The following is a 25992-nucleotide window of genomic DNA, read 5'->3' as shown; positions in this document are numbered from 1 at the left end:
CGGCTGGTCAGAAGCGGAAGCGGACGTAGGCAGCCGGTCCGTTGAGCTTCATGTCGAGGTCCAGGTCGTAACGGCTCTTGTCCTGGTTGAGCTTGATGCGGGTATAGGCGTATTCCGCACCGAAGCCGACGTTCTGCCACGGGAACCACTCGAGGCCGAGCGCGACGTCATAGATATGGCCGTTGAGCGAGCCACCGTTCTTCTTCACGCCCGACGCATTGAGGTACATGCGGAGCTGATCGCTGAACGCGTGACGCCAGCCGATCTGCAGGTTGGGCGCCCAGGCATTCGTCTTGGTGGAGTTGCTGCTGGAGAAGTTCTGGCCGAATGCCGACGCGTTCGCGTCGATGCTGGCGTCGATCTTGTAGTACGCCGCACCCAGACCGAGGCCGAACACGTCGTTGCCCGTGCCGAACCACCACTTGTAGGCGGCGCTGCCGAAGGTGAACTTCAGGTCGCCCTTGACCTGCGCGGCCGCGCTGATCGGGTTGCCGAGGAAATTGATCTGCTCGTCCAGCGACTTGGAGTGCGAACGATCGACCTCGTAATAGTCGAACGCGAAGCCCTGGTGGGCGCCGATGAGGAAATCGAGGCGGACGCGCGGCACCGTCTTGTGCTTCTTGAAGTCGAGATCGTCTTCGAGATTGACGTCGCCGCTGGTGTTCAGAATGCCGGTCTTCGCGCCGATCGTGGTGTCATTGTTGGTGTAGTAACCACCGACCCAGACGCTCACGTTATCGAGAGCCGGCGACTGCGACTTCTTCTCGCTGTCCTGCGCATGCGCGGCCGCTCCGAAGGCGGCGAGCGAAGCGATGGCAAGACCCGCGGTGAACTTGCCGTAACGATTGTGACCAGTGCGCATGAACAAAACTCCCTGCAAATGTTTCAAGATTGTTAGTAACCCCCGTTTGAAATCTTAACGAACGGTTGTGTGTGCGCGGCGTGCACGGGAACCTTCGCGTGTTTGAAACGCGAGGCTTTTTTTCATGAAATTCAGGTGAAAGTGCGACCGGCATCACAAGGTGATGGGTAGGCGCACCGTAATCGTCGTATCCGGCGTATCGCGGGTAACACCGACACCGAGGGTGACGTTGAGCGTTTCTTTCGCGTTGTAGCGATACGAACCGCCGATCAGGAGCGACCCCAGCGTGGCGCGCGCCGAGCCCGGCAGCGGATGCCCGTTTTGCTCCGTACGGGCAACGAAGGCCTGGTCGTAGCCGATACTGATCGACGCCTTTTCATTGAGTGACAGGCCCATGCCGATGCTGATATCCGCGATATCGCCCGCTTTCACGTCGCCAAGAAACTGCTCTCCGGCAAGCAGGACGTTGCGGCTGACGTTCTTCCGCTCGAAGTTGTGCAAATAGCTGATGTTGCCGAAAAACACGACCGGATCGGACGGATACAGCCACGTCATGCCCAGCTGCGCCGAGTAGAAGCCCGACCCGGTCGGACTCTGCAACGGAAGCCCGGTGCCCGTGACATTTTGTACGCAGCGCGTCACACAGTCGCTGGTGACGTCGAACGGATCGCGACCGGTGCGCGACTTTGCGCGGAACCAGCCGATGTAATACGGCTTGTCCGCACCGCCGTCGTTGATCTGGTAGCGCAACGTGGCCTCCACGTCGCCGATACCTTTGCCGCTGGTGGTAAAGAGATTGTCCTGTGCCGTCCCGGTGAAGATCTCCCGGCTGATCGTGTCGGTGTGCGTGTCCACGTAAGGCACGCGTATCTCCAGCTCCATGCGGTTGGTCAGTCCGTAGCGAAAGGCCAGCGCCCCGGTCTGCGTGGTCGTCTTGACCTGGCGCACATCGACCAGGCCGATGAGGATCGCGGGAATGACGGTGTAGCCCACCAGCGCAACGCGGTCACTCGATGAATAACCGTACTGGTACGACGGTTCGATGATGAGCTTGCCGCGTGGCGTGAGCACACCCGGCTGGTCGAAGATGGGCGCGACCTCGGGCGGCCTCTCGTCCTCTTCGGGTCGCTTGCCGACCGGCTGCGTCGCGACCGTCTGCGGGGATGTCGCCATCACGGGAGTCGACGGCGGAAGACCATCGGACCGTTCCTGCGGCAAGGGTGCCTGTGCATCGGGGTTGGCGACCGCCGCCGATCCGCCGCGTGCGTTCTCCAGGGCGTTCAGGCCGATCGCCTTGCGCAGGTCGTTGTACTGCACCTCCTGCGACGCCAGCTCGCGCTTCATCTGCTCGAGCTCCGCCAGCTGCTCGGCCATGCGGCTGCGCATCGCGTCGATCTTCCGTCCCTGCGATTCGATCTTCTCGCGCAGCGCCGGATCCACCGCGGATCCCTGCGCGAGGCACGCGCCGATCCACATCGGCAGAACCGCAAGCACCAGGGCGCCCGCGCACGTTTTTGCCTGCATCACCCTGCCATTGCGATACATGCGTCAGTTCCCCCGAGATTGAATCACCGCATCGTTGACCGACTCCGCCACACGCATGTTCTGCAGCATGCGTGCCGTGTTCACGGACGCATCGATCGTCGTGTTGGCCGTGATGGCCTGGTTGTCAAGCGAGTTCTGGATGACGAGACCCGGCGTTATCGAGTTCGGCAGGACCGCGGTAACGACCGCCGCGGTCGCTGGCGCAGGCGACACCGCCGGCGACTGACTCCCGATGCCACCGGCACCATTGGTGATGACCATGGTCTGCAGTGCGCTCTGCAGCGCCATCGCCTGATCGTGGGTGATCGCGGCGACGTCCGGCACCGAGATGGTGGTGCGCAGCGCCTCCATGCCATTGATGAGTACCGTGCGCTGGAGCACGAACGACACCTTGAGGTTGTCCCCGAGGTCGAAACCGCCGCGGATGCGGTCCAGCTCGGCGTCCGCCACGGCGCGATTTACCGGAAAGTCCACTGCGTGCGCGCTGGCGCAGGCAAGTGCGCACGCGATCGGCAGCCGCCGGAAAAGTCGGGTGTTCATATGTCCCCCGGTCCGCGCTTGGGCATCACGATCGGCGCGAGCCCGTTACGCTCGATACTCCCGGAGATCGGTGCCACGGGAGCGACCGCCCAGTCACGCGGACTGTTGAAGATGGCGCGGTCGCGTTCGTTGTGAATGACGAAAACGATGTGATTGGTCCACATCGCGTCGAAACGGCGCCTGGACATCGAGCGCGTTCCGCGTGCCGGGTCGCCGACCAGGACACGTCCAGCCTTGTACCCTTTCACCACCACGAAATGGTGATACCCGCGCTCGTTGATCAACACGATGGCAGGGATGCCGTCGACGTCCAGTTTGTCGAGCGGGACGTCGAAACCATCCGCCTCGAAGCCGCGCGACGCGAGAAAGCGTTTGATGTCCAGCAGGGAGAATCCCTCGCGCCCGATCTTCGCGCGATCGCCATTCGCGTACATCACGTCGAACGCGGATTGCTCGTCGACCGGATAACCGTACTGATACGTAAGCAACGTCGCCACTGCGGCCGATCCGCAGCTGAAGTCGTATTTCTGTCGGATGGTGTTGCGGAACCGCGCTTCCTTGAGGCTCGTCAACCGGACCGGATACGACGTACCCTGCCCGGTCTGCACATCGGCCTTCATCGCGCTGACGGCGGGAGCCGGGAGCATGACGAGCAGGGCCAGCGCGCAGACGATCTTCATGGATTCATCCGCACGTTGACGATCGTGGCATTCTGGATCAACACATTGTTGCCGGAGTTCTGGATCACCGTGGGCAGGCCCGCCGCGTTGCCGAACGCGCTACCGGACACGATGTTTCCGCCGCTTACGGTGTCCCGTGCCTCCGTGTCACTCATCGTCCCGTTGAGGGTCTGCTGACTGACGTTGTTGGTGACGTTGCTGCCGCCACTCATCGCCTTCAGCGTGTCGGCGGGGACCGCCGCGCCAAAGCCCGGCGGTGGCGTTTTTTCCGCTGGCGGCGCGGCCATCGCCGCTCCGCTGGAAAACGCGATACTGATGAAACTCAGCACCGCGCACCTTCGATACCGGTATTGCTGCCACATGGGTGCTCTCCTGAAGGTCGTTCGATGTCCCTTCGGATCGCCACGGAGCGACACGCGCCCCGTGGCTCCCTTTGCCCACCCGATGCGTCAGGGCGACGAGCCCACGCTGAGATTGGCCTGAACGTTGACACCCTGCTGGATCAGCGACGCCGCGCCGCTGTTCTGCGCAAAGTTCGAGATGCCCGCCGCTGCCGCGCCCGCACTGCCCATGCTATTGGCCATGCTGAAGCTGCCCGCGTCCGCCATCGACGTACCGCCCGCGCCGCCCGCGCCACCGGTCGCGCCGGAACCCGCACCGCCCGTGCCGTCACCCGCCGCCGCGCCCGCACCTCCGGCGCCCGCGGCGGACGTCGCCGTGCCGCCCGCGCCGCCCGTTCCTGTCGATGCGCCACCCGCCGCCATGGCCGTGGCATCGCCCGACGTGCCCGCGCCACCGGTGCTCGCGCTCGCGCCACCCGTGCCGGCCGTGGAACCACCCGTCGGCGCACCGCCGCCCGCGCCGCGAGACCGCGCGGCACCGCCGTCACCGTTGGAGTTGCCGCCGTTGCCGGAGGCGTTCCCGCCTGCCGATGCGGTCAGGGAGCCCGCATCGCCACTGCTGGACGACGCACTGCCGTCGCCGCCGACCGCGCCGCGCGCACGCGCGTTGCCGCCGCTGCCGCCAGCTCCGCCGTCGCCGCCATATCCCGTGGCCCCGTAGCCGGCGCCGCCGGATCCGCCGCGTCCACCGGCTGCGGATCCGTAGTTATAGGCGTTGTTGCCGATGCCACTGACGGTGACGCCGCTGACACTCCCGTTGAGCGTGGTGTCGGAAATGGCATTCGTCGTGTTGTACGAACCCCAGGTGGTGTTCGTCGTCGTGTTGCTGTGAGTCGAGCTATCGGAATAGGTCGAGCTGTCCGAGTACTGATACGCCGTCGAGTTACGCTGGGCGGTGGCGCCCGCTGCTCCGGTCTGGCTGCTGTCCTGGGCAACGGCCGGCAGGGCGAATCCGAGAGCGAGGCAGATCGCCGTGGCAATGAAGGTCTTACGCATGGGAAAGTCTCCTGTGAGCGACGCGAAACCCCTGTTTCGTCGTGATCGCCGGGCGCCCTGCCAACGCGCCGGGTGATAAGGCGCAGCAAGTTGCGTGCCTTGTGTCGTCGCTTGCACGAGACCCTGTTCCGAGGCGGCTTCGGGCGCTTTTCGCACCTGGCCGGAAGACGCGATTTGTAACGGCCGCGATACACGCCGTAACGCCCATGGGTTAGCCCGGTCCTCGTCGGTCATTGCTGCGCCCGCCCTTGCTCCGCGCCCCCGATCCGGTAATCATTCGAACGATCGTTTGAACCGGATCCGACCGTGTCCTATCCCCACCTGCTCGCCCCGCTCGACCTCGGCTTCACCACCCTGCGCAACCGCGTGCTGATGGGCTCGATGCATACGGGCCTGGAGGACAAGGCGGCCGACTACGACAAGCTGGCGGCTTTTTTCGCCGAGCGTGCCCGTGGCGGCGTCGGCCTGATCGTCACCGGCGGCATCGCGCCCAACATCCAGGGCTGGCTGAAGCCGTTGTCGGGAACGATGTCGATGCCCTGGCACGTGGCGCGCCACCGCAAGGTCACCGCCGCCGTCCACGCGGAGGGCGGCAAGATCTGCATGCAGATTCTCCACGCCGGTCGCTACGCCTATCAGCCATTGTCCGTCGCGCCATCGAAGATCAAATCGCCGATCACGCCGTTCACGCCGAGGGCGCTCGGCACACGTGGCGTCGAGCGCACCATCGACGCCTTCGTCCGCAGTGCGAAGCTCGCCCGCGACGCTGGCTACGACGGCGTCGAGGTCATGGGCTCCGAGGGCTACCTCATCAACCAGTTCCTGACCGCGCGGACCAACAAGCGCACGGATCGCTGGGGTGGCTCGGCGGAGAATCGCATGCGCTTCCCTATTGAGATCGTTCGGCGTATGCGTGAGGCGGTAGGGAAGGACTTCATCATCATCTACCGGCTCTCGATGCTCGACCTCGTCGACGATGCGCAGCCGTGGGCGGATATCGTCACGCTCGGCAAGGCCATCGAAGCCGCCGGGGCGACCATCATCAACACGGGCATCGGCTGGCACGAGGCGCGCATCCCCACCATCGTGACCAGTGTGCCGCGTGGCGCCTTTTCATGGGTCACGCGCCGCATGAAAGGCGAAGTCGGCATTCCGCTGGTTACCACCAACCGCATCAACATGCCCGATGTCGCCGAACGGATTCTTGCCGACGGCGATGCGGACATGGTGTCGATGGCACGCCCCCTGCTCGCCGACCCGGAGTGGGTGAACAAGGCGCGCGCCTCACGCCCGCAGACCATCAACACCTGCATCGCCTGCAACCAGGCCTGCCTCGACCACGTGTTCGAGAATCGCCGCGCGTCGTGTCTGGTCAACCCGCGTGCCTGCCATGAAACCGAACTGAAGATTCTCCCCACCACCGCGAAAAAACGCGTCGCCGTGGTAGGCGCCGGTCCGGCGGGACTCGCCGCCGCTACGACACTGGCCGAGCGCGGACACGCCGTCACGCTGTTCGATCGGGCCCACGAGATCGGCGGTCAGTTCAACATGGCCAAACGCATTCCGGGCAAGGAAGAATTCCAGGAAACCCTGCGCTACTTCGATCACCGCCTGACGGAAACGGGCGTCACGCGCCAGCTTGGCGCCGATGCCAGCGTGGACACGCTGGCGGCCGGAGGATTCGACACCGTGATTCTCGCTACCGGCGTGTTGCCCCGCCCCTTGTCGATTCCCGGAGCCGATCATCGCAAGGTGCTCAGCTACCTCGACGTGCTTCACGGCAATGCGCCGGTCGGCGGCAAAGTGGCCGTGATCGGAGCCGGCGGTATCGGCTTCGATGTCTCCGAATTTCTCACCGAAGAAATCCCCTCCCCCACCACGGACATCGCGCGCTGGACGAAGGAGTGGGGCGTCGACATGACGATGGCGACGCCGGGAGGATTGATGCCGGCGTCGCCTGAGAAGCCCGAACGCGACGTGTGGCTGCTGCAGCGCAGTGCGGGACGCCCCGGCGCCCGTCTCAACAAGACCTCCGGCTGGGTGCACCGCGCGACGCTGAAGAACAAGCGCGTGAAGATGATCGGCGGCGTGACCTATGAACGCATCGACGATGCCGGACTGCACGTGATCATCGACGGACAGCCGCAGGTGCTCGAGGTGGACAACATCATCGTATGCGCAGGGCAGGAGCCGAACCGTGCCCTGCACGATGCGTTGCTGGAGCGCGGTATCGACGTGCGACTCGTCGGTGGCGCGGATGTCGCGGCCGAACTGGATGCCAAGCGGGCGATCGACCGGGCGACGCGGATGGCGGCGGAGATCTGAGGTTGTCCGCGGGGTAGCCGGGGCGCGGCGTCATCGCGCTGTCGGCCTTTCGCGCGCAGGGCGCGCTCCTACAATGCGGCTCTCGTAGGAGCGACAACGCGGCTTTGGTAGGAGCGCCCTGCGCGCGAATCAATAACGACGCGGCAATGCCGCCTCGATTCAGCGCTTCTCGATCGGCGTATACACCTGGTCTTCCGGCCCCGTGTAATTCGCGCTCGGACGAATGATCTTGCCGTCCTGACGCTGCTCGATCACGTGGGCGCTCCAGCCCGACGTACGCGCGATGACGAACAACGGCGTGAACATCGCCGTCGGCACACCCATCATGTGGTACGCCGACGCCGAGTACCAGTCGAGGTTGGGGAACATCTTTTTCAGATCCCACATCAGCTTCTCGATCTTCTCCGACACCTCGAACAGACGCGGATTGCCACCGTCGGTGCAGAGCTTGCGCGCGATTTCCTTGATGATTTCGTTGCGCGGATCGGACACGGTGTACACCGGATGCCCGAATCCGATGATGATCTCCTTCCGCTCCACGCGCGCACGGATATCGGCTTCCGCCTCACCGGCATCGCGGTAGCGCGCGATGATTTCCATCGCGACCTCGTTGGCACCGCCGTGCTTGGGACCGCGAAGCGCACCGATGGCGCCGGTGATGGCCGAATACATGTCCGAACCGGTGCCGGCGATGACACGCGCCGCGAACGTGCTGGCGTTGAACTCATGCTCGGCATACAGCACCAGCGAACGGTCGAGCGCGTGCGAGTGCAGATCGCTCGGCTTGCGACCGTGCAGCAGATGCAGGAAGTGCCCGGCGATCGAGTCGTCTTCGGTCTCCGTCTCGATGCGCTTGCCGTTGTGGCTGAAGTGGTACCAGTACAGCAGGATCGAACCGAAGCTCGCCATGAGACGATCGGCGATGTCGCGCGCGCCCGTCACATTGTGATCGTCCTTCTCCGGCAGCACGGTGCCGAGCACCGACGCACCGGTGCGCATCACGTCCATCGGGTGCGTGGCCGCCGGCAGCAGTTCCAGCGAGGCCTTGACGGGCGCAGGCAAACCGCGCAGGCGCTTCAGCTTGGCCCGATAGGCGTTGAGCTCCATCCAGTTCGGCAAGACGCCATGGACGAGAAGGTAGGCCACCTCTTCAAACGAGCCCTTCGCGGCGAGGTCATGGATATCGTAACCACGGTAGTGCAGGTCATTGCCGCTGCGGCCGACCGTGCACAGCGCGGTATTGCCGGCGGCGATGCCGGACAATGCGACGGATTTCTTCGGCTTCGGGCCGGTGGTGGTTGCGGTGTCGCTCATGAGTGACTCTCCTTAACCCTTCTTAGAGAACAGCGCGTCGAGGTGACGCTCGTAGTCGTGGTAGCCGATGCGGTCGTACAGTTCTTCGCGCGTCTGCATCGTGTCGATGACGTTGCGCTGGTGACCGTCGCGGCGGATGCTGGTGTACACGTTCTCGGCGGCCTTGTTCATGGCGCGGAACGCGGAAAGCGGATACAGGACGATGCCGACGCCGACACTCCCGAGCTCCTCGGTGCTGAACAGCGGCGTCTGGCCGAACTCCGTGATATTGGCCAGCACGGGCACGTTGACCGCATCGACGAAACGCTTGTACGTCGGCAGGTCGTAGGCGGCCTCGGCGAAGATCGCGTCGGCGCCCGCTTCCACGCAGGCGATGGCACGGTCGATGGCGGCATCCACGCCGAGCACGGCGATGGCATCGGTGCGCGCGATCAGGAAGAAGTCCGGATCGGTCTTCGCATCGGCGGCGGCCTTGACGCGATCGGCCATTTCCTCGGTCGTGACGATTTCCTTGCCGGGCCGGTGACCGCAGCGCTTCGCGCCGACCTGGTCTTCGATGTGGCAGGCCGCGGCGCCGAACTTGATCAGGCTTTTGACGGTGCGCGCGATATTGAACGCGCTCGGGCCGAACCCCGTGTCGATATCGACCATCAACGGCAGGTCGCACACGTCGGTGATGCGACGCACGTCGGTGAGTACGTCGTCCAGCGTGTTGATGCCCAGGTCGGGCAGGCCCAGCGAACCCGCCGCCACACCGCCGCCGGAAAGGTAGATAGCGCGAAACCCGGCGCGCTTCGCCAGCAACGCGTGGTTGGCGTTGATCGCGCCAATGACCTGCAGGGGCTGTTCCGCCGCAAGCGCGGCACGGAAGCGGCCGCCGGCCGAGGGAAGCTGCGCCATGAAACTCTCCGGGGCAAAGACCGGCATTTTAGCCCAGCCCGTGGTGAAGGCCTTGCTGCGTCGCGGCGTGACAGGCCTCAACCTCCGGGCTTGCCCTGCCCCGGCCGCGCTACCCCGTACATCTCCCAGGCGATCTTCTTCAGCAAGGCCTGTCGGTCATCCCCTTCGGTATAGAGGTCGAAATGCGTCTTTCCGGGCAGGAACCGGAAATCGCTCTTCGCGTGCAGGCCGTCGAGCGTGTCCTTGAGCAACTTCGCCGACCCATCGAGGTAGAACGTGTCGGCCGTGCCGACGATCAGATGGATCTTTCCGTCCAGGTCGGGCCTGAGCGACGGCCACTGTGTGCGCATGCGCTGGGCGATGTCGTAATGGTCGCGCCAGTACGCGACGACATTCGCATCGATCGCGCCGGTATCGCGATTGAACATCGGCTGCGGCCGTCCGTCGGCGCCGCGCGGCGAGAACACCCACTCGAACGATGCCAGCTGGCCACCATAGGCGCCGAGCACGCGCTCGAGATGCGCGAAGGTCTCGAACGTGGCGATCACCTTGCCCTTGTCGCGGATCAGGGGGTACGGCGTGCCATCGGCCGCTTTATAGGCGTTGGCGTGGGGCGCGTAGAGGTCGATGCCGGTGAAGTCGTGGAAATCGCTCGGATCCGGAGAGGTCGACCAGGTGCCGCCGAACACCTTCGGATAACGCGTCTGCAGCCACAGCGTGGCCCAGCCGCCGGACGAATGACCATTGAGGAAGCGACCGCTCACCCTGGCGTCCATCTTGTAGCGGGCCTCCAGCCACGGGATGTATTCCGTGGTCAGCGCCTGGCCCCACGGACCGTTGTTCACCGAATCGGCGAATTCGTGCGTACCCGTAGGACCGGATTCATCGAGCAGGACCCAGATCATCGGTGGCATCTGCTTGTTGGCCATGGCCGACCATACCGACGCGATGGTCCCCGTGAACCGGTCGAAGCCACCCCCGAAGCCGTGTGTCAGATAGACCGTGGGATAACGTGTCGAGGCTTTGGGGTCATAGCCGGGCGGCGTGAGGACCCAGGCACGGATCGACAGGGGGCGACCGGCGAAAGCCGTCAGAGCGGGACTCTCGAACACCTCCGCATGCGCATGCTTGCGCGCCTCGGGCAGCGCGTCGCGGATTGCCTGCGGTGCCGCCGGCGACAGGTTCCAGGGGTCCTTCGCGGGCACGGTGGTATCGAGAGTGAGCGTGGGCAGGCTATCGCCCGGCGTCAGCCTGACGGCCGTGACCGGGCTGATCAGATCGCCGGCATGGCGTCCGCTGTAGTTGTAGTCATGCCCCACGTCGAGCACGGCCTGGATAAGGTAATCGCCTGAAGGAAGGCTCGAAAAGCCCGCGGGGAACGCCTCGCCGTCCGTGTCGAGATCGACCGTCTGGCCGCCACCGATCCAGCCGACGTCCCTGGCCGCGACCGACACCGCGGTCGGCTGGAACGGGTTGGTGTCCACTTCTTCCGCCTTGCCGTCCTTCGCAGCCGAAGCGGGCATGGCGAACAGGATCAGGCGGCCGGAAGTGCCCTGGCTTGCCGCCGGCAGGCCGACGCGCACGATGCGATGCGCCAGCGGCGCGCCGTCGGCATGAACGGCGGAGGCAGCGCCCGCGAGAAGGGCCAGCGCGAGCACCGCGCGAGCCGACGAAACCTTCGACATGTTCATCCCCTTTTCGAGCCGCGAGGTCGCGGCGTGGCAACATGCCGATCCTGCCATGAGACGAGGAGTGATCGCAGTGCCATTGGATTGGATCAGCCGCCACGCCCTGTCGGTCTGGGCGCTCCTTCTGGTCGCCGCCCTGCTGGGCGCCGACGTGGCGTGGCGCCGCGCCGTACGGCGGCGAGAAGGACTGGACCCGGCGGCCCGCGCCTTCCTGCGCCCCACGACCGCCATGGTCGTCATCGTCGCCATGCTGGTGATCGCCACGGCGATCGCGGTGGAGGTTCGCGAGCAGGCAGGCCTGACCGTCTTCGACGCCAGCCTCGCCGCCGACCTGCGCGCCAACCTGCCCCTGCCCGTGCTGCGTGCGATCGCCTGGGTCACCCATACGGGCGATCCCGTCGTCGTCGGCGTGGCCACGGGCGTCGTCTTCCTCGCGCTGTTGCTTCGCCGGCACGTGCGCCTCGCCATCACCTGGATCGCCACGCTGGTCGGCACCGCCGCAATCAACAGTGCGCTCAAGGGCTGGTTCCAGCGCGAACGGCCGCTGCACGACCATGGCTTCATCGTCGAACACAGTTACAGCTTTCCCAGTGGCCATGCATCGGGATCGATGGTGTTCTACGGCATGCTCGCGTATGTCCTGCTGGTGCTTTGCCCACCTCGCTGGCACCGGCTCATCGTGATCGCTGCCGTGGCCATGATCACGGTGGTCGGTATCAGCCGCATCCTGCTCCAGGTGCATTACTTCAGCGACGTGATGGCGGGATACGCCACGGGCCTTGCCTGGGTCACGCTGTGTGTCGGCAGCGCGGAATACCTCCGCCTTCGCGAGGGCCGGCAGGCCAGGACGTAATTTCATGCGGCCGTAACGAGGCGAATGCTTCGATCCAGCGATGTCCAGTCCAGTCTCTTTCGCCATTGTCATGAATGCCGGCTCCGGCCGACAGGACGCCGCGGCGGCACGCGACGAGATCGCCTCGATTCTCGATGCCGCCGGACATCCTCATGCGTTTTTTCTCATCGACGACGAGCACGACATCGTCGACGTCGTCCGCGACGCCGCCGCTTACGCCAGCGAACAGGGTGGCGCGATCGTGGCCGCGGGCGGCGACGGCACCATCAACTGCGTTGCCGCCGCGGCGTGGCGCGAACAGCTGACCATGGGCATCCTGCCGCAAGGTACCTTCAACTTCGTCGGCCGGACGCACGGCATTCCGACGGACACCCGCGGCGCCGCCGAGGCGCTCGTGCGGTCTACGCCGATCAACGCGCAGATCGGCATGGTCAACGATCGCGTGTTCCTGGTGAATGCGAGCCTCGGTCTCTACCCGCAGGTGCTCGAAGACCGCGAGACGTGGAAACAGCGTTTCGGCCGGCACCGCATCGTAGCGTTGTGGTCGGGCCTGTCGACGCTGATGAAGGGTTTCCGGCCGCTTCGCGTCGAAGTGACCGACGGCACGCGGTCGCGTCAGCTGCGCACGCCGACACTGTTCGTCGGTAACAATGCGCTGCAGCTGGAGAAAATCGGTCTGCCCGAGGCGGTGGACGTGCATCGCAACGATGGCACGCTGGCCGGACTCGTGCTCAAGCCCATCGGCAAGCTCACCATGCTCCGCCTCATACTCAGCGGCGCCCTGGGCAAGCTCGGCGAAGCGGACGACGTCGTCAGCTTTCCGTTTCGCGAGATCACCGTCAAACCGAAACACCACCGGGCGAAGATCAAGGTGGCCGTCGACGGCGAGATCGTCTGGCTCGATCCGCCTATCGTCTTCCGCGCCGCGCCGCGCCCGCTCGTGCTGCTTACCCATGGTGAACGCCAGCCAGGGGAGGATCCGGGTTGAGCACGCTGGTACAGATTTCCGATACGCACTTCGGCACCGAGCGTCCCGACGTGGTGTCGGCACTGAGCGAACTGATCATCTCGATGCGGCCGGATCTCGTCATACTTTCCGGTGACGTGACGCAGCGCGCGCGGCGCAGCCAGTTCGATGCCGCCCGCCGTTTCATCGACGGCTACGGGCGCCCTACCCTTGTGATTCCTGGAAACCACGACGTCCCGCTACTGAACGTCTTCGCGCGCGTCTTCGATCCGTTCGGTGGTTTCCGCCGCGTCTTCGGGGCAAACCTGGAGCCCGGGCACACGGACGACGCGTTGCTCGTCATCGGCGTCAACACCGTCCGGGCGCACCGGCACAAGAACGGCGAGGTATCCGATGCGCAGATCGAACGCGTCAGCCAGCGGCTACGCGAGGCCACCGCCGATCAGTTGCGCGTCGTCGTAACGCACCAGCCAGTCCATGTGATACGAGAGAAGGATGTCGAGAACCTTCTGATCAACCACGAGCGCGCGATCGCCGCCTGGGCCGCCGCCGGCGCCGACCTTGTGCTCGGCGGACACATCCACCTGCCTTATGTCAGGCCGCTCAATACCGAACAGCGTGCACTGTCCAGTGAGTTGTGGTCGGTACAGGCGGGCACGGCGTTGTCGACGCGCATTCGCGAGGGAATCAGCAACTCTTTCAATGTCATTCGCCACGACCCGACCACCGATCGCTCGACATGCGTGGTCGAGCAATGGGATTACAACGAGGCCAACGGGCGCTTCGATCCCGGCGGGAAGACGACCGTGCCTCTTCAGCGGTACAGCGGCATCCCATCGTCGGCAGGGCTTCAGACGTAATGCATCTTCCGCGCAACCCCACCGTCGACGGTGAAGTTCTCGCCGGTGATGAACCCCGCCTGCGACGACAGCAGGAATACCGCCAGCGCACCGATGTCCGGCGGGATACCCGCCCGCCCGACCGGGTGCTGCGCATGATCCGCCGCTGACAGCTTCGGCTTATGGCGCGCCGATGGCTTCTTCCAGTCATCCACCACGATCCACCCCGGATTGATCGCATTGACGCGAACCGGTCCCACACTGATCGCGAGCGCGTGCGTCAACGCGACGATGCCGCCCTTGCTCGCCGCATAGGCTTCCGTGTCAGGCTCGGACTGGTGCGCGCGCGACGAGGAAATATTGACGATGGCGCCGTTGCTCTTTTTCAACGCCGGCAAGGCGTGCTTGCTGCAGAGAAAGGTCCCACCGAGGTTCGTATCGATGCGCCGCTTCCATTCGGTCCAGTCGAGCTTCTCGATCGGACCGTTCACAGGGTTGGCGATGCCTGCGTTATTGACCAGGCCATCGATGCGACCGAAGCGTCGCAATGACGAGGCCACGAAACGCCTGACACTCGCTTCCTTCGCGACATCCAGCACGAGAAACGCGGCGCGCTCGCCCGCGTCCCATTCGTCGATACAGGCCTTGCCGGCTTCGGCATCCAGATCGCCGATGACCACGGAGCCACCGGCGGCCAGTACCGCTTCCGCGATGCCCTTGCCCACACCTTGCGCACCGCCCGTCACAAGTACGACCTTGCCGGGCCACTCACTCGTCGCGGCGGAGGGTATAGGCGCGGCTTTCTTTGCTGCCACCATGGGTCATGTCTCTTCAGGGAGTTCGCCGCCGATGCTCTGCGTCGCCCCGTGCAGGGAACGTCACGCTGAGCAACGATCAGAGGCGACAGAAAACCGCGAATTCCTGAACGAAACGCTCAGGCGGCTCGCGCTACGCTTGCTGCCAGGACTACCTCAGGAACGACTATGCAACCGATTCCCACCGGCCTCATCGGCTATGGCACAGCAGGTGCCTTCTTCCATGCGCCACTGATCGCCGCGGCGGAAGGCCTTCGTCTCGCCGCCATCGGCAGTCGCCGTGCGGAACAGATCGCCCGCGACTTTCCCGAGGCCACGGCGTATGAACATCCTCACGACCTGATCGCGGACCCGTCGCTCGAGCTGATCGTGATCGCTTCGCCCAACGAGAGCCATGCGCCACTGGCGCGTGCCGCGCTGGAAGCAGGCAAGCATGTCGTGGTGGACAAGCCGTTCACGCTGAACGCCGCCGAGGCCGATGCCCTGATCGCGCTGGCCGACCGCGTGGACCGCCGCCTTTCCGTCTTCCAGAACCGTCGCTGGGACAACGATTTCCTGACCGTTCGTCGCCTCGTCGACGACGGCCGCCTCGGCGAGGTCGTCTACTTCGAGGCGCACTTCGATCGCTTCCGCCCCGAGATCAAGCAGGGGTGGCGCGAGACCGAAGTCGCGGGATCCGGCCTGCTCTATGACCTTGGCGCGCACCTGATCGACCAGGCCCTGGTGTTGTTCGGCCCGCCTCAGGCGATCACCGCGGATGTCGCGCGCCAGCGCGCAGCCGCAAAGGTGGATGACTACTTCCATCTCGTGCTCGATTACGGCCATCGGCGCGCGGTGTTGCATGCGTCGGTCATGGTCCGCGACCCGGGCCCGCGCTATCTCGTCCACGGCGATGGCGGCAGCTTCGTGAAGTACGGCATCGACGGCCAGGAAGCCGCGCTTCGTGAGGGCCGCCGCCCGGGCGGCGCGAACTGGGGCGAGGACGAGCCGGCGTCGTTCGGCCGGTTCACCGATGCCGATGGCAGCACCACGGTGATCGATACGCTGCCCGGCCGTTACACGGCGTATTACGAAGGTGTGGCCGCGGCGATTCGCCAGGGTGCGACCTTGCCGGTCGTCGCACGCGAGGCCCGCGATGTCATCCGGGTGATCGAGGCGGCGCAGCTGAGTGCACGCGAGCGGCGGACGGTGTCGCTCTGACCCATCGCCGGCGAGGAGCGGACGTCAGCCCTCGCCGGTCGCCACACCGCGCGACCGGTCGCTCACCCAGCCACTCCACGACGGCGCATACAGACGCGATCCGCACAGCCCCGCGTACTCCATGGCCAGCAGGTTATGGCATGCGGTCACGCCGGAGCCGCACATGTGTACGACGTCTTCCGCCGGATGGGGTCCGATCACCCCTTCGAACGCGCGACGAAGGTCCTCCGGCGAGCGAAACCGGCCCTGCGCGTCGAGGTTGTCCGTAAACGGCCGGTTGCGCGCTCCCGGTACGTGCCCCGCCACGGGATCGAGCGGTTCGACGTCGCCCCGGTATCGCGGCGCCGCACGCGCATCCAGCAGAACGAAGCGCCCGCTGGCGACACCATCGGCGAGTTCATCCGCACCGACCGTGCCCGCGTCGTCGAAGGCCGCGTGTACCGCCGTCGCATCACGCGAAGCCACCCTCGCATCGATGGGAAGCCTGGCCGCCTCCCAGGCGGCCCAGCCTCCGTCGAGCACCGCGACATTGTCGAGGCCGGCCAGACGCGCCAGCCACCACAGACGTGCCGCCGCCAGTGCGCCGCCTGCCGCGTCGTAAACGACGACCTGCAAATCGGGGCGCCACCCCGCGCGCGACAGCCACGCCGCGAACGACGCCGCGGACGGCAACGGATGTCGCCCCCGGCCGTTCGCCGGCGTGGCCATGTCGGCGAGGTCACGATCGAGGTCGGCACGCACCGCGCCAGGCACGTGCGCCTGTGCGTAGTCCTCATTCCCCTTCGACGGCTGCGCCAGGTCGAAACGCGCATCGACGAAAAGCACGTCCTGCGCCGGCAGATGGGAAGCGGTGATGGCGTCTATCAGCGTGCGCGAGATCAACATGGGTGATGTCCCATTCGCTTGAGCAGGTTGAGAAGAATGGCCGCCGTGACACCCCAGATGCGGTAACCCGCGTGGAGAAATTCGACCATGTCGCGGCGGTGTCCACGGAAATCCATCGTATAGCGGCGGAGGTTTGCCGGCTCGAGAAAGAAGGCGAAAGGGACCTCGAAGACCTCGGCCACCTCGCCGGGATCGGGCGTCAGTGTCGCCTCGGCCGCGATACGCGCGACCACCGGCGTGACGGAGTAACCGCTGATCGTCTCGAAGGATTCCAGGAACCCCAACGGCGTTACCATGCGCGCATCGAGCCCGATTTCCTCGTGACTTTCGCGCAAGGCCGTGGCGACCGCGTCCTCGTCGTGATCCTCCACCCGGCCGCCGGGAAAGGCGACCTGACCCGCATGCTGCTGCAACGTGTCCGTGCGTACGGTGAGCACCACACGCTGCTCACGGTCGTCACGAATACCGATCAGCACCGCGGCGGCGCGCCTCGGTGCATCGCCGATGAGCTCGGCCATGTCCTCGTGGTTCCAGCCGCGCGGTCCCGGGGGCGCCTCCAGGGGAAGCAGCGCGCCGTGCAGCCGGGCGAGCAGGTCATCCATCAGGCGTCCTGCCTGCCTGGCAGGATCCGGTCCATCAACCAGAGTTTCTGCTCGTCGTCCATCGTGGACCAGCGGGCGATCTCGTCACCCGTGCGCAGACAGCCCTCACAGAGGCCGCGCGCGTCTAGCCGGCACACACCGGTGCAGGGAGTCAGGGGCAGCGAGGAGGAAGAGACGATGGCCATACCGTCGGCCATTCTAGCGCGACGGTCAGGGCTTGACGTCGATGAGCTCGAGGTCGAACAACAACGCCTCGTTAGGCCCGATGCGCGGCAGTTCACCGCGCTCGCCATAGGCCAGCGCCGGTGGAATCACCACTTTCCACTTGTCACCGACATGCATGCGCGGAATGACGTCCTGCCAACCGGGTATGACGCGGTTGACCGTGAAGGTCACGGGTTTGCCGTGCGCGTACGAGCTGTCGAACTCCGTACCGTCGATCAGCGCCCCGCGGTAATTCACCACGACTGTGCTCGTAACCTGCGCCTGTGCGCCGTTGCCCTTGGCGAGCACGGCGTACTGGATGCCGGAGGGCAACGTGGTCACGCCGGGGCGGGTGCGATTGCGGGCGAGGAAATCCGCGCTGCGCTTCGCATTGGCGGTGGCGACACGACGGAATTCGACCGCCGAGTCGCGCTGGACCTTGGCATCGAAGTTGACGAGCTGCTGCTGCATCACGTCGATCGGAACGCCTGGCGCACGCTTGGCATAACCATCCTGCAGTGCCTTGACCAGCACGGCGATGTCCACGTCGGGCTGCGCGCTGTTGGCGAACTGCGTGCCGATCTGATAGCCGATCGCATACGACAGCTTCGTCTTGTCGATGACCGGAGCACCGGACGCAGGCGCCGTCGACGGTGCCTGTGCCAACGCCGGGAGGGCGGGCAGGCACAGCAGTGCGGCGATCGTGACCAGCAAACGCGAGGATGGCATCCCGTTCTCCATGAACCCGGAACCCTGGGCGTGCGTGGAGGATAATCCATCGGTCGCCGCCCCGTCCGTACGCCATAAGACGCCGCGCAGGGGGTAAAGGTTCCCCTGCTACCATCCGCCTCCTCGCCCAACCGCCAGGAACCGCCATGGCCTTTCGTACGCTTACCACCGCCGACCGCGGCGCCGTGCGCCACATCACGGTCAACCGCCCCGACAAGCTCAACGCGCTCAACCGCGAGACCATCGGCGAGCTGACGCTCGCCTTCCGCCAGGCCGCCCAGGACGATGCCGTCCGTGTGGTGGTCCTCGCCGGCGCTGGCGACAAAGCCTTCGTCGCCGGTGCGGACATCTCGGAGATGACCGCCTGGTCTCCGGTGAAGGCGCAGGCCGCTTCACGGGCCGGGCAGGACCTCATGCTGACCGTCGAACGACTCGGCAAGCCGGTGATCGCCAAGATCCAGGGCTACGCGCTGGGAGGCGGCATGGAACTGGCCATGGCTTGCCACTTGCGCGTCGCCAGCGACATGGCGCGCTTCGGTCAGCCGGAAATCGGCCTCGGCCTGATCCCCGGCTTTGGCGGCACGCAGCGTCTCACCCGCCTCGCCGGTCGCGGCATCGCACTGGAGCTGTGTCTGCTCGGCCAGCAGATCGACGCCGCGCGTGCCGAACGCGTCGGGGTCGTCACCCGCGTCGTGGCGGCCGATGAACTGGATGCCGCCGTGGATGCCATGGCCGAACAGCTTGCCGCCGCCGCGCCGCTCGCGCTGAAGGGAATTCTGGAAGCCGTGATCGAGGGTGGTGAGTGCGCGATCGATCAGGGACTGGCTTTCGAGACCCAGGGCTTCGCCATCGCCTTCTCGACGGAAGACATGCAGGAAGGCACCAGCGCGTTCCTGGAGCGGCGCAAGCCGACCTTCAAGGGTGCCTGAGCGCATCCGACGCTGACGCTGGCCTGCCCGTGCGTGGGTGAGCCTGGTGTCAGCCGTGGCCGCCCGCGTACTTCTTCTCGCCCGCCGTCACCCGGACATCCAACCGGTTTTCGGGCGGTGCCAGTGGGCAGGTGGCGTACGGCGTGAACGCACAGGGCGGATTGCGGGCTTCGTTGAAATCGAGCACGAGCTTGCCGTCCTTCGCCAACGGGGTATCGAGGAAGCGTGCCGCGCCGTACGTCTCCTTACCGCTGGTGCGATCGGCGAAGACGAAGAACAGCGAGTCGGGTTCTTCCTGGATCGGGAAGAGCTCGTAGGTGTGCCCGTCGCGCGTGAACACCGCTTTGCCCGGTACCTTTTCCTTGTCGATCGTGCCAAGCACCGAGCCGATCTCGATCTCATGCGGAGGATCGAACGGTACCCACTCCGCTTCGACGCGCCACGACGGATCGACGGGGAAATAGTCGAGGCCGACGAAGTGCGTGCGGGTCTCCGCCTTTTCGTCCTTTACGCGCAGCGCCTTCTTGCCGTCGCGCGCGATGACGAAGAAATTGGCGGAGCCGAAGCGCACTTCGGTCGCCTTGCCACCGTTGCCGCCGTCGTCCACCAGGGTCGCCCGCTGCACCTCGCGACCGTCGACGAGGACACCGCTGCCCCTGGCGACTTCCAGCGTGACGTTGCCGGTGTCGTCCAGCGTGACGACGCCGAGGTGTGCCGGGCCGGCCTTGAGCACGATGTCATTGTCCGCGGCGCTGCCGACGCGATTCGCTCCCGGCTGCAGCCATTCCAGACCGATCAGGCTGAGCCATCCGGCCGGCGCCTTGAGGGTTTCGAGGCGCGACGCGCGGACTTTTTCCACGGCGGCGGTATAGGCATCGCCGGCAATGACACTGCCGGACGTGACCGCCACGACGGAGGCGAAGGCAAACGAACGGATCATGGCGATACCCCGGTTTGGACGTCTATCCGTCCAGCATACACGGATTCAGCGACCGCGCAGAAACAGCCTGTCCAGCTCCCCCAGCGACAACTGCACCCAGGTCGGCCGGCCGTGATTGCACTGACCGGAGCGCTCGGTGGCTTCCATCTCGCGAAGCAAAGCGTTCATTTCAGGAATGCCCAGGCGTCGGCCAGCCCGTACCGAGCCGTGACACGCCATCGTCGAAAGCAACTCGTTTTCGAGCTCCTCGAGACGACGTGAGCTGCCGTGCTGGGCGAGTTCCGCGAGCACGTCGCGGGTCAGCTGCGCCACATCGGCACCTTCCAGCAGCGAGGGGATACGCCGCACCACGACGCCCGACGGGCCACTGCGCGACAGCTCCAGGCCCCATTCACCCAGTGCGTCCGCATGCTCTTCGGCAGCGGCGGCTTCGCGCGCGCTGACCGCGATCGACAACGGCACCAGTAGCATCTGCGAGCGCAGGTTGGCGGTGACGCGACCGTTCTTGAGCTTCTCGTAAGTGATTCGCTCGTGCGCCGCGTGCATGTCGACCAGCACCATCCCGTGCTCGTTCTCGGCGAGTACGTAGATGTTCTTCAGCTGCGCGATCGCATACCCCAGCGGCGGGACGTCGCCACCCGACTCCGGCTCGTTGCCGGCTGGCGGCGTCCACGACGTCGAGGGGCGCGGCGCCGATGCGGTGCTGCCGAACAACGTGGCATAGCCGGCGAGCGGCTCGTCGCGGACGCCGAGTGTCAGGCGCGACTGACTGCCCGCCTGCGGCCAGGCGGCCATCGGAGGAGCCGACGACTGGGTGGCGGTAAAGCCGGGCTGCACGAAGCCCGAGCCCACCGTGCCCACCATGGCCACGGAGCCTTCGCCCGCCGCTGCGGCGACACCGGCGCGTGTCTGCGCGAGCGCCTCGTGCAAAGTCCGGAAAAGAAAATCGTGGATGAGTCGCTGTTCGCGAAAGCGCACTTCACTCTTGGCCGGATGCACGTTTACATCGACGCCGACCGGATCCAGCGTAAGGAACAGCACGAAGACCGGATGACGACCATGAAACAGCACGTCGGCATACGCCTGGCGTACGGCATGCGCGACGATGCGATCGCGGACGAGGCGCCCGTTGACGTAGAAATATTGCTGGTCGGCCTGGGAACGGGATGCCGTGGGCAACCCTACCCAGCCGGACAGGCGCAGACCGGCCGCCTCGTGATCGACCCGCAGCGACTGGCCCGGAAATTCCGGACCGAGGACCTCGGCGACACGGGCCAGCGCGGCATGTTCGTCGCGGGCCGGCTTCAGCAGCCGCACCGGCTTGCCATTGTGCGACAGGCGGATATCGACGCCTTCGCGCGCCAGTGCCAGCGATTTCAGCAGGTCGTCGATGTGAGCGAACTCGGTCCGCTCGGCGCGGAGAAACTTGCGTCGGGCCGGCACGTTGTAGAACAGGTCGCGCACCTCGATCGTGGTACCCGGCGGATGCTGCGCGGGACGCGCTTCCTGCAGGCGACCACCATCCACCTCGATACGCCAGGCAGCGTCTTCACCGGTCGAACGGGACGTCAGCGCGAACCGCGCCACCGATGACACGGAGGCCAGGGCTTCACCGCGGAAACCCATGCTGGCGACGCGCTCGAGGTCGTCGAAGCTGCCGATCTTGCTCGTGGCATGCGAGGCCACGGCCAGGGCAAGTTCGTCGCGAGGAATGCCGCCGCCGTCGTCGCGCACGCGGATCAGGCGGGAGCCGCCCTGCTCGATATCGACCTCGATGCGGCGGGCGCCTGCGTCGATGCTGTTCTCGACGAGCTCTTTGACCACCGAGGCGGGCCGCTCGATGACTTCGCCGGCCGCGATCTGGTTGATCAGCTCGGGCGGCAGGGGGCGAATGGGCATGGCTTACGACCTGACTGCGTTCAGGTCGAAAGGATAGCCCAAGGCGACTCCGTCAGCTTGACGGAATAACCATCACCGACCCGATGCGGACGTTGTTGTCGTTCATCTTGTTGGCGCTCTTGAGCGCCCCGACCGATACGCCGTACTGCTGGGCGATACCGGTCAGCGTCTCACCGCGGTTGACGCGGTGCAGGTCGCGCACGTTGTCATCGGCGCGACCGGCGGGCGCCGCGGGCTTCGGCGGGGCGTCGACGGTCTGCACGACGATGGCGTCGGATGGCGGACGTTTGGCCCCGCCCTTGAGGAGTTCGGGTTCTGGTCGGGATGCGGGCGTCGGTGCCCGGCTGGCGGGCGCTTTCGCGACAGGCTCACGACTGGCGACCACCCGGGTCGTCGCCGCCTTGACCGCGTCGGATGCCACGGCACCGGCGTCCGAGGCCACGGCCGGCGCGGCGGGCGCACTCGCCGCAGTCGAAGCCAGCGACGTGCCGTTGCGCCGCGCGGCCTGCGCGGCAAACCACGTGCCCGGGGGCGGCATGGACTCGAAATAGTTGCGCACGCCGCCGAGCACCGCGGTCGCCAGCTCACGACGGTGACCGTCGTCGCGCAGGCGCTTTTCTTCGGTGGGATTCGTGATGAAGGCCGTCTCCACCAGGATCGAGGGGACGTCCGGCGAACGCAGCACCACGAAGTTGGCGCGCTCGACGTAGCCGCGATGGGTCGGGCCCAGGCGGCCTAGGGCCTTCAGCACGTTGCCGGCAATGGATTCGCTGGCCTGCATCGCGTAGCCCTGCTGGAGATCCAGCAGCACGGCGGCGAGGGAATCGTCCTTGTCGTCCAGCGAGACGCCGCCGACCAGGTCGGCGCGGTTTTCACGGTCGGCCAGCCAGCGCGAGGCCTCCGACGTCTTCCCGCGAGGGGAAAGCACCCAGACCGACGAACCCTTGGCGTCGCCGTTCTTGAACGCATCCGCGTGAATCGACACGAACATGTCCGCGTTGTGCTCGCGAGCGATCTGGTAGCGGCGCTTCAGCGGAATGAAGTAATCGCCGTTTCGGGTCAGGACGGCCTGCATGCCGGGCTGGCGGTTGATCTGGTCCGCGAGCTCGCGCGCCACCTGCAGCGTGACGTCCTTCTCGCGCAGACCTGTGGCGCCCCTGGCACCGGGATCTTCACCGCCGTGGCCCGCATCGATCGCGACGACGACCTTGCGCTCACCGGTCAGCATCGGCGGCGAGCCGGCTGAAATCGTCTTTGCCGTCTTTCCAGCCCTGCCGCGTTTTCCGCCGGAGGGCGCAACCGTCGGCGCATCCGCGGCGGCTTCCGCATCGGCCTGCGCGGCAGCCTTCGCAATCGCGGGCGTGTCGTTGTCCGTTGGACTGTTATCGCCGGGGTCGCTCTGCCCGCCCGGGTAAAGGTCGAGCACCAGCCGGTACCCGTAGTCCCCGGCCGGCTTCAGCAGAAAACTCTTCGGCTTCGCCCTTGCATCGACGCTGGCGACCAGGCGGGCGCCGCCGCCCTGCCTGCCCGTCGTCATCGACTTGAACAGGCCCTGCGCGCCTGGCGCGGAGAAATCCCCCGTCACCGAGCTGCCGGCGATATCCAGCACCACGCTGCCCGGGGTGTCTCCCTGGGACATCTTGTAGGTCGCCGGACCGGAGAGATCGAAAACGACCCGGGTGTATTCCGGGCCCGCCCAGACGCGGGCTGCCTTCACGTCGGCCGCATTCGAGGCGGCAGGAGCCAACGTCGCGACGGCGGTCACGCACGCAAGCAGGCCTAATTTGTTAGTGATTCCCCTCATATGGCCCGGATTGAACTCCATGCGCCCGACGAATGCAATATCTTTTCCCTTGATAATCCATAACCTGCGAAACCTTCGTCAACGCGCGTACAGGAATGCGCTCCAAACAGCGACAGGAAGGTCAGTCGTCGAGGGCTTCCAGAAGTCGCCGACCCGTGGGAGTCCGCGCCTCGAGCCGAACGGCGCGACCGCCGTCGGCATGCCGGAAGTACAGCTCCAGATCGACCGGCGGTAACGCCCCAGCGCCGCGCTCAGGCCATTCCACGAGGACGATGGCGCCGGGCTCGGCCAGGCTGTCGAGGCCCAGCCATTCGAGTTCGCCGGGATCCGCGATGCGATACAGATCGAGATGAAAGGCACGACGATCGCCGATGTCGTAACCCTCGACGAGGCTGTACGTCGGGCTCTTTACGCGCTCGCCGACACCGAGCGCGCGAAGAAACGCTCTGGCGAACGTCGTTTTCCCCGCGCCGAGATCGCCATGCAGGAAGGCGACCAGACCGCCGGGAAACGCCCCAGCCACACTGCGGCCGAGGGTGAGGGTTGCTTCCTCGTCAGGGAGAATCCGCTCGGCGCCGCTCATGCGGGTAACCCGTTGACGAGCCGGCGAAGCGGCTCGAGCAGGTCGCCGGCGAGCAGGCCACGTTCGCCGACACGCGCCGCCACATCCGCGGCGCGCGCATGCAGCCCCACACCGAGGCAAGCGGCTTCATAAGGTTTACTTCCTTGCCCCAGCAAGCCAGCGATGATACCGGTCAGGGTGTCGCCCATGCCGCCGCTCGCCATGCCCGGGTTCCCCCACCGGCACACGGCGACCTCGCCCTCGGGCGAAGCGATCAGGCTGCCATTGCCCTTCAGAACGACGACGGCGCGGTAGCGCCGGGCCAGCTCGCGGACCGCCGCGAATCGATCGGCCTGAATCGCCGCGGTGTCGACGCCGAGCAGGCGTGCCGCTTCCCCGGGGTGCGGGGTCAGGACAATGTGTTCCGGAAGTGCGCGCGGCTCGGCGTGAAGCAGATTGAGCCCATCGGCATCCAGCACCGTGGGCAAGCCGGCGTCCAGCGCGGTGGTCCAGAGAGCGTGCCCCCAGGCCGCCTGGCCGAGTCCGGGACCGAGGGCCACCACCGATGCCTTGTCGAGCATGGGCTGCAACGCCTGCGGGCCGTTGACGCCATGTGCCATCAACTCCGGGCGCGCGGCATTCATCGCCAGCACGTTCTCCTCGCGGGTGGCCACACTGACCAGTCCCGCGCCCGTTCGGAGCGCAGCCTCGGCAGCCATGCGCACGGCACCGCCGGTACCGTGGTCGCCGCCGATCGCGAGGATATGGCCGTTACTGCCCTTGTGCGAATCCCTCGGACGACGCGGCAACGAGGCTTCGATGAGCAGGCACGCGTCCGGCGACTCCAGCGCGCTGTCCGGCAGGTCGAGTGAATGGAGCTCGATATCGCCCGCCACCTCGGCCCGATGCGTATGCAAGCCGCGTTTGTGCACGATGAAGGTCGCCGTGGCGTCGGCGCGGACGACCACACCCGGACAGTCGCCCGTGTCTGCGTTCAGTCCCGAGGGCACGTCCAGCGCGAACACGGCAACCTTCGCGGCATTGAGCGCTTCGATCGCCTTGCAGGCCTCGCCCTCCGGTGCGCGATTGAGTCCCGTCCCGTAGATCGCATCCACGATCAGTTCGGCGGCCGGCAGCGAGGGCCACGCCTCGAAGGCCTCAACGCGGCCGCCCACGGCCTCGAAGGCCTGCCGTGCCTGAGAGGCGTCCGCGCCACTGGGTACGCCGAGTGCCAGGAGGTCGACGGCCAGACCATCCCGCAGCGCATCGCGCGCGACCAGATAGCCGTCGCCACCGTTATTTCCCGGGCCGCACACCACTCTGAGTCGCCGGACCTGCGGCCAGCGCAGCCGGAGCATCCGATAGGCGGCCGCCGCGGCACGCGTCATCAGTTCGAAGCCCGGGATGCCGAGTTCGTCGATCGCGCGCCGGTCGATGGCACGGGCCTGCCCGGACGTGAAGAGGGCGATATCGAGGTTGGGTGCGGTCATCGGAGGATTATAGGAGGGCCAAG

Annotated in this window: 25 protein-coding genes; 6 read left to right on the top strand and 19 right to left on the bottom strand. The window is 66.1% G+C overall.

Annotated features, from left to right (window positions below):
* Positions 1-7: 7 nt before the first annotated feature.
* From FA85_RS15140 to FA85_RS15115, 6 genes are all read right to left on the bottom strand, one after another.
* A complete protein-coding gene (locus tag FA85_RS15140) occupies positions 8-862 on the bottom strand; it encodes an outer membrane protein (RefSeq protein ID WP_239708983.1) in 855 nt (284 codons plus the stop codon).
* 153 nt (positions 863-1015) lie between these two features.
* A complete protein-coding gene (locus FA85_RS15135; protein WP_051943913.1) occupies positions 1016-2407 on the bottom strand; it encodes an acetate kinase in 1392 nt (463 codons plus the stop codon).
* Positions 2408-2410: 3 nt separating this feature from the next.
* Positions 2411-2947, bottom strand: coding sequence for a hypothetical protein (locus FA85_RS15130; protein WP_036115377.1), 537 nt, complete (start codon positions 2945-2947; stop codon positions 2411-2413).
* Positions 2944-3627 carry a C39 family peptidase gene (locus tag FA85_RS15125; protein WP_036115380.1) on the bottom strand — a complete coding sequence of 228 codons (684 nt, stop codon included), beginning with the start codon at positions 3625-3627 and terminating at the stop codon, positions 2944-2946. The genes FA85_RS15130 and FA85_RS15125 overlap by 4 nt, the downstream gene beginning before the upstream one ends.
* The gene (locus FA85_RS22445) at positions 3624-3989 is read right to left on the bottom strand and encodes a hypothetical protein (RefSeq protein ID WP_240003823.1); all 366 of its coding nucleotides are present in this window, start codon (positions 3987-3989) and stop codon (positions 3624-3626) included. The genes FA85_RS15125 and FA85_RS22445 overlap by 4 nt, the downstream gene beginning before the upstream one ends.
* Before the next feature lie 87 nt (positions 3990-4076).
* The gene (locus FA85_RS15115; protein ID WP_036115382.1) at positions 4077-5024 is read right to left on the bottom strand and encodes a hypothetical protein; all 948 of its coding nucleotides are present in this window, start codon (positions 5022-5024) and stop codon (positions 4077-4079) included.
* Between the two features lie 306 nt (positions 5025-5330).
* Here FA85_RS15115 and FA85_RS15110 point away from each other — a divergent pair, with 306 nt between their 5' ends.
* Positions 5331-7349 carry an NADPH-dependent 2,4-dienoyl-CoA reductase gene (locus FA85_RS15110; protein ID WP_036115385.1) on the top strand — a complete coding sequence of 673 codons (2019 nt, stop codon included), beginning with the start codon at positions 5331-5333 and terminating at the stop codon, positions 7347-7349.
* Between the two features lie 159 nt (positions 7350-7508).
* Here the strand turns inward: FA85_RS15110 and prpC are convergent, their stop codons facing one another.
* From prpC to FA85_RS15095, 3 genes are all read right to left on the bottom strand, one after another.
* Complete coding sequence (gene prpC, locus FA85_RS15105; RefSeq protein WP_036115388.1) at positions 7509-8663, bottom strand: bifunctional 2-methylcitrate synthase/citrate synthase; 1155 nt, start codon at positions 8661-8663, stop codon at positions 7509-7511.
* Positions 8664-8675: 12 nt separating this feature from the next.
* Positions 8676-9563 (bottom strand): methylisocitrate lyase, encoded by an 888-nt coding sequence (gene prpB / locus FA85_RS15100; RefSeq protein ID WP_036115390.1) that lies wholly within the window; start codon positions 9561-9563, stop codon positions 8676-8678.
* A 77-nt stretch (positions 9564-9640) separates the two neighbouring features.
* On the bottom strand, positions 9641-11248 hold the full coding sequence (locus tag FA85_RS15095) for an alpha/beta hydrolase (RefSeq protein WP_428977050.1): 1608 nt from the start codon (positions 11246-11248) through the stop codon (positions 9641-9643).
* A 76-nt stretch (positions 11249-11324) separates the two neighbouring features.
* Between FA85_RS15095 and FA85_RS15090 the strand changes: the two genes are divergently transcribed.
* The 3 genes from FA85_RS15090 to FA85_RS15080 are packed head-to-tail and all read left to right on the top strand — an operon-like array spanning position 11325 to position 13931.
* On the top strand, positions 11325-12104 hold the full coding sequence (locus tag FA85_RS15090) for a phosphatase PAP2 family protein (protein WP_239708976.1): 780 nt from the start codon (positions 11325-11327) through the stop codon (positions 12102-12104).
* 40 nt (positions 12105-12144) lie between these two features.
* Complete coding sequence (locus tag FA85_RS15085; protein ID WP_036115397.1) at positions 12145-13092, top strand: diacylglycerol/lipid kinase family protein; 948 nt, start codon at positions 12145-12147, stop codon at positions 13090-13092.
* Complete coding sequence (locus tag FA85_RS15080; protein WP_051943915.1) at positions 13089-13931, top strand: metallophosphoesterase family protein; 843 nt, start codon at positions 13089-13091, stop codon at positions 13929-13931. The genes FA85_RS15085 and FA85_RS15080 overlap by 4 nt, the downstream gene beginning before the upstream one ends.
* Here FA85_RS15080 and FA85_RS15075 read toward each other — a convergent pair.
* Positions 13922-14728 carry an SDR family oxidoreductase gene (locus tag FA85_RS15075; protein WP_051943916.1) on the bottom strand — a complete coding sequence of 269 codons (807 nt, stop codon included), beginning with the start codon at positions 14726-14728 and terminating at the stop codon, positions 13922-13924. The genes FA85_RS15080 and FA85_RS15075 overlap by 10 nt on opposite strands.
* Before the next feature lie 165 nt (positions 14729-14893).
* Here FA85_RS15075 and FA85_RS15070 point away from each other — a divergent pair, with 165 nt between their 5' ends.
* Complete coding sequence (locus tag FA85_RS15070) at positions 14894-15925, top strand: oxidoreductase (RefSeq protein WP_036115400.1); 1032 nt, start codon at positions 14894-14896, stop codon at positions 15923-15925.
* A gap of 24 nt (positions 15926-15949) precedes the next feature.
* Here the strand turns inward: FA85_RS15070 and FA85_RS15065 are convergent, their stop codons facing one another.
* Genes FA85_RS15065 through FA85_RS15050 form a run of 4 tightly spaced genes read right to left on the bottom strand, consistent with a single transcriptional unit; the run spans position 15950 to position 18345 of the window.
* A complete protein-coding gene (locus FA85_RS15065; protein WP_036115402.1) occupies positions 15950-16810 on the bottom strand; it encodes a sulfurtransferase in 861 nt (286 codons plus the stop codon).
* Entirely contained in the window at positions 16804-17412 is a 609-nt protein-coding gene (locus tag FA85_RS15060; RefSeq protein WP_036115405.1) for a CoA pyrophosphatase, read from the bottom strand. The genes FA85_RS15065 and FA85_RS15060 overlap by 7 nt, the downstream gene beginning before the upstream one ends.
* Positions 17412-17597, bottom strand: a complete 186-nt coding sequence (locus FA85_RS22750; protein WP_036118241.1) for a DUF1289 domain-containing protein — start codon at positions 17595-17597, stop codon at positions 17412-17414. The genes FA85_RS15060 and FA85_RS22750 overlap by 1 nt, the downstream gene beginning before the upstream one ends.
* Before the next feature lie 25 nt (positions 17598-17622).
* Positions 17623-18345: an FKBP-type peptidyl-prolyl cis-trans isomerase gene (locus FA85_RS15050; RefSeq protein ID WP_239708973.1), complete on the bottom strand. Its 723-nt coding sequence runs from the start codon at positions 18343-18345 to the stop codon at positions 17623-17625.
* Between the two features lie 146 nt (positions 18346-18491).
* Between FA85_RS15050 and FA85_RS15045 the strand changes: the two genes are divergently transcribed.
* Positions 18492-19274, top strand: a complete 783-nt coding sequence (locus FA85_RS15045) for an enoyl-CoA hydratase/isomerase family protein (RefSeq protein ID WP_036115408.1) — start codon at positions 18492-18494, stop codon at positions 19272-19274.
* Between the two features lie 49 nt (positions 19275-19323).
* Here the strand turns inward: FA85_RS15045 and FA85_RS15040 are convergent, their stop codons facing one another.
* From FA85_RS15040 to FA85_RS15020, 5 genes are all read right to left on the bottom strand, one after another.
* Positions 19324-20214, bottom strand: coding sequence for a DUF1684 domain-containing protein (locus tag FA85_RS15040; RefSeq protein ID WP_036115410.1), 891 nt, complete (start codon positions 20212-20214; stop codon positions 19324-19326).
* Positions 20215-20259: 45 nt separating this feature from the next.
* On the bottom strand, positions 20260-22113 hold the full coding sequence (gene mutL, locus FA85_RS15035; RefSeq protein ID WP_036115414.1) for a DNA mismatch repair endonuclease MutL: 1854 nt from the start codon (positions 22111-22113) through the stop codon (positions 20260-20262).
* Positions 22114-22165: 52 nt separating this feature from the next.
* Positions 22166-23917 (bottom strand): N-acetylmuramoyl-L-alanine amidase, encoded by a 1752-nt coding sequence (locus FA85_RS15030; protein WP_036118245.1) that lies wholly within the window; start codon positions 23915-23917, stop codon positions 22166-22168.
* 121 nt (positions 23918-24038) lie between these two features.
* Positions 24039-24500: a tRNA (adenosine(37)-N6)-threonylcarbamoyltransferase complex ATPase subunit type 1 TsaE gene (tsaE, locus tag FA85_RS15025; protein ID WP_036115416.1), complete on the bottom strand. Its 462-nt coding sequence runs from the start codon at positions 24498-24500 to the stop codon at positions 24039-24041.
* On the bottom strand, positions 24497-25969 hold the full coding sequence (locus FA85_RS15020) for an NAD(P)H-hydrate dehydratase (RefSeq protein WP_036115419.1): 1473 nt from the start codon (positions 25967-25969) through the stop codon (positions 24497-24499). The genes tsaE and FA85_RS15020 overlap by 4 nt, the downstream gene beginning before the upstream one ends.
* Positions 25970-25992: the final 23 nt, after the last annotated feature.

Source organism: Luteibacter mycovicinus (assembly GCF_000745235.1).
GTDB lineage: Bacteria > Pseudomonadota > Gammaproteobacteria > Xanthomonadales > Rhodanobacteraceae > Luteibacter > Luteibacter mycovicinus.
The sequence above is the reverse complement of the archived record's forward strand: the minus strand, read 5'-3'. Positions and strand labels throughout refer to the sequence as shown.

What these genes read in the sequence shown, in the direction of transcription:
- FA85_RS15140 (WP_239708983.1), bottom strand. Translation starts at nt 862, where the DNA reads ATGCGCACTGGTCACAATCGTTACGGCAAGTTCACCGCGGGTCTTGCC.
- FA85_RS15135 (WP_051943913.1), bottom strand. Translation starts at nt 2,407, where the DNA reads ATGTATCGCAATGGCAGGGTGATGCAGGCAAAAACGTGCGCGGGCGCC.
- FA85_RS15130 (WP_036115377.1), bottom strand. Translation starts at nt 2,947, where the DNA reads ATGAACACCCGACTTTTCCGGCGGCTGCCGATCGCGTGCGCACTTGCC.
- FA85_RS15125 (WP_036115380.1), bottom strand. Translation starts at nt 3,627, where the DNA reads ATGAAGATCGTCTGCGCGCTGGCCCTGCTCGTCATGCTCCCGGCTCCC.
- FA85_RS22445 (WP_240003823.1), bottom strand. Translation starts at nt 3,989, where the DNA reads ATGTGGCAGCAATACCGGTATCGAAGGTGCGCGGTGCTGAGTTTCATC.
- FA85_RS15115 (WP_036115382.1), bottom strand. Translation starts at nt 5,024, where the DNA reads ATGCGTAAGACCTTCATTGCCACGGCGATCTGCCTCGCTCTCGGATTC.
- prpC (WP_036115388.1), bottom strand. Translation starts at nt 8,663, where the DNA reads ATGAGCGACACCGCAACCACCACCGGCCCGAAGCCGAAGAAATCCGTC.
- prpB (WP_036115390.1), bottom strand. Translation starts at nt 9,563, where the DNA reads ATGGCGCAGCTTCCCTCGGCCGGCGGCCGCTTCCGTGCCGCGCTTGCG.
- FA85_RS15095 (WP_428977050.1), bottom strand. Translation starts at nt 11,248, where the DNA reads ATGTCGAAGGTTTCGTCGGCTCGCGCGGTGCTCGCGCTGGCCCTTCTC.
- FA85_RS15085 (WP_036115397.1), top strand. Translation starts at nt 12,145, where the DNA reads ATGTCCAGTCCAGTCTCTTTCGCCATTGTCATGAATGCCGGCTCCGGC.
- FA85_RS15075 (WP_051943916.1), bottom strand. Translation starts at nt 14,728, where the DNA reads ATGGTGGCAGCAAAGAAAGCCGCGCCTATACCCTCCGCCGCGACGAGT.
- FA85_RS15070 (WP_036115400.1), top strand. Translation starts at nt 14,894, where the DNA reads ATGCAACCGATTCCCACCGGCCTCATCGGCTATGGCACAGCAGGTGCC.
- FA85_RS15065 (WP_036115402.1), bottom strand. Translation starts at nt 16,810, where the DNA reads ATGTTGATCTCGCGCACGCTGATAGACGCCATCACCGCTTCCCATCTG.
- FA85_RS15060 (WP_036115405.1), bottom strand. Translation starts at nt 17,412, where the DNA reads ATGGATGACCTGCTCGCCCGGCTGCACGGCGCGCTGCTTCCCCTGGAG.
- FA85_RS22750 (WP_036118241.1), bottom strand. Translation starts at nt 17,597, where the DNA reads ATGGCCATCGTCTCTTCCTCCTCGCTGCCCCTGACTCCCTGCACCGGT.
- FA85_RS15050 (WP_239708973.1), bottom strand. Translation starts at nt 18,345, where the DNA reads ATGCCATCCTCGCGTTTGCTGGTCACGATCGCCGCACTGCTGTGCCTG.
- FA85_RS15045 (WP_036115408.1), top strand. Translation starts at nt 18,492, where the DNA reads ATGGCCTTTCGTACGCTTACCACCGCCGACCGCGGCGCCGTGCGCCAC.
- FA85_RS15040 (WP_036115410.1), bottom strand. Translation starts at nt 20,214, where the DNA reads ATGATCCGTTCGTTTGCCTTCGCCTCCGTCGTGGCGGTCACGTCCGGC.
- mutL (WP_036115414.1), bottom strand. Translation starts at nt 22,113, where the DNA reads ATGCCCATTCGCCCCCTGCCGCCCGAGCTGATCAACCAGATCGCGGCC.
- FA85_RS15030 (WP_036118245.1), bottom strand. Translation starts at nt 23,917, where the DNA reads ATGAGGGGAATCACTAACAAATTAGGCCTGCTTGCGTGCGTGACCGCC.
- tsaE (WP_036115416.1), bottom strand. Translation starts at nt 24,500, where the DNA reads ATGAGCGGCGCCGAGCGGATTCTCCCTGACGAGGAAGCAACCCTCACC.
- FA85_RS15020 (WP_036115419.1), bottom strand. Translation starts at nt 25,969, where the DNA reads ATGACCGCACCCAACCTCGATATCGCCCTCTTCACGTCCGGGCAGGCC.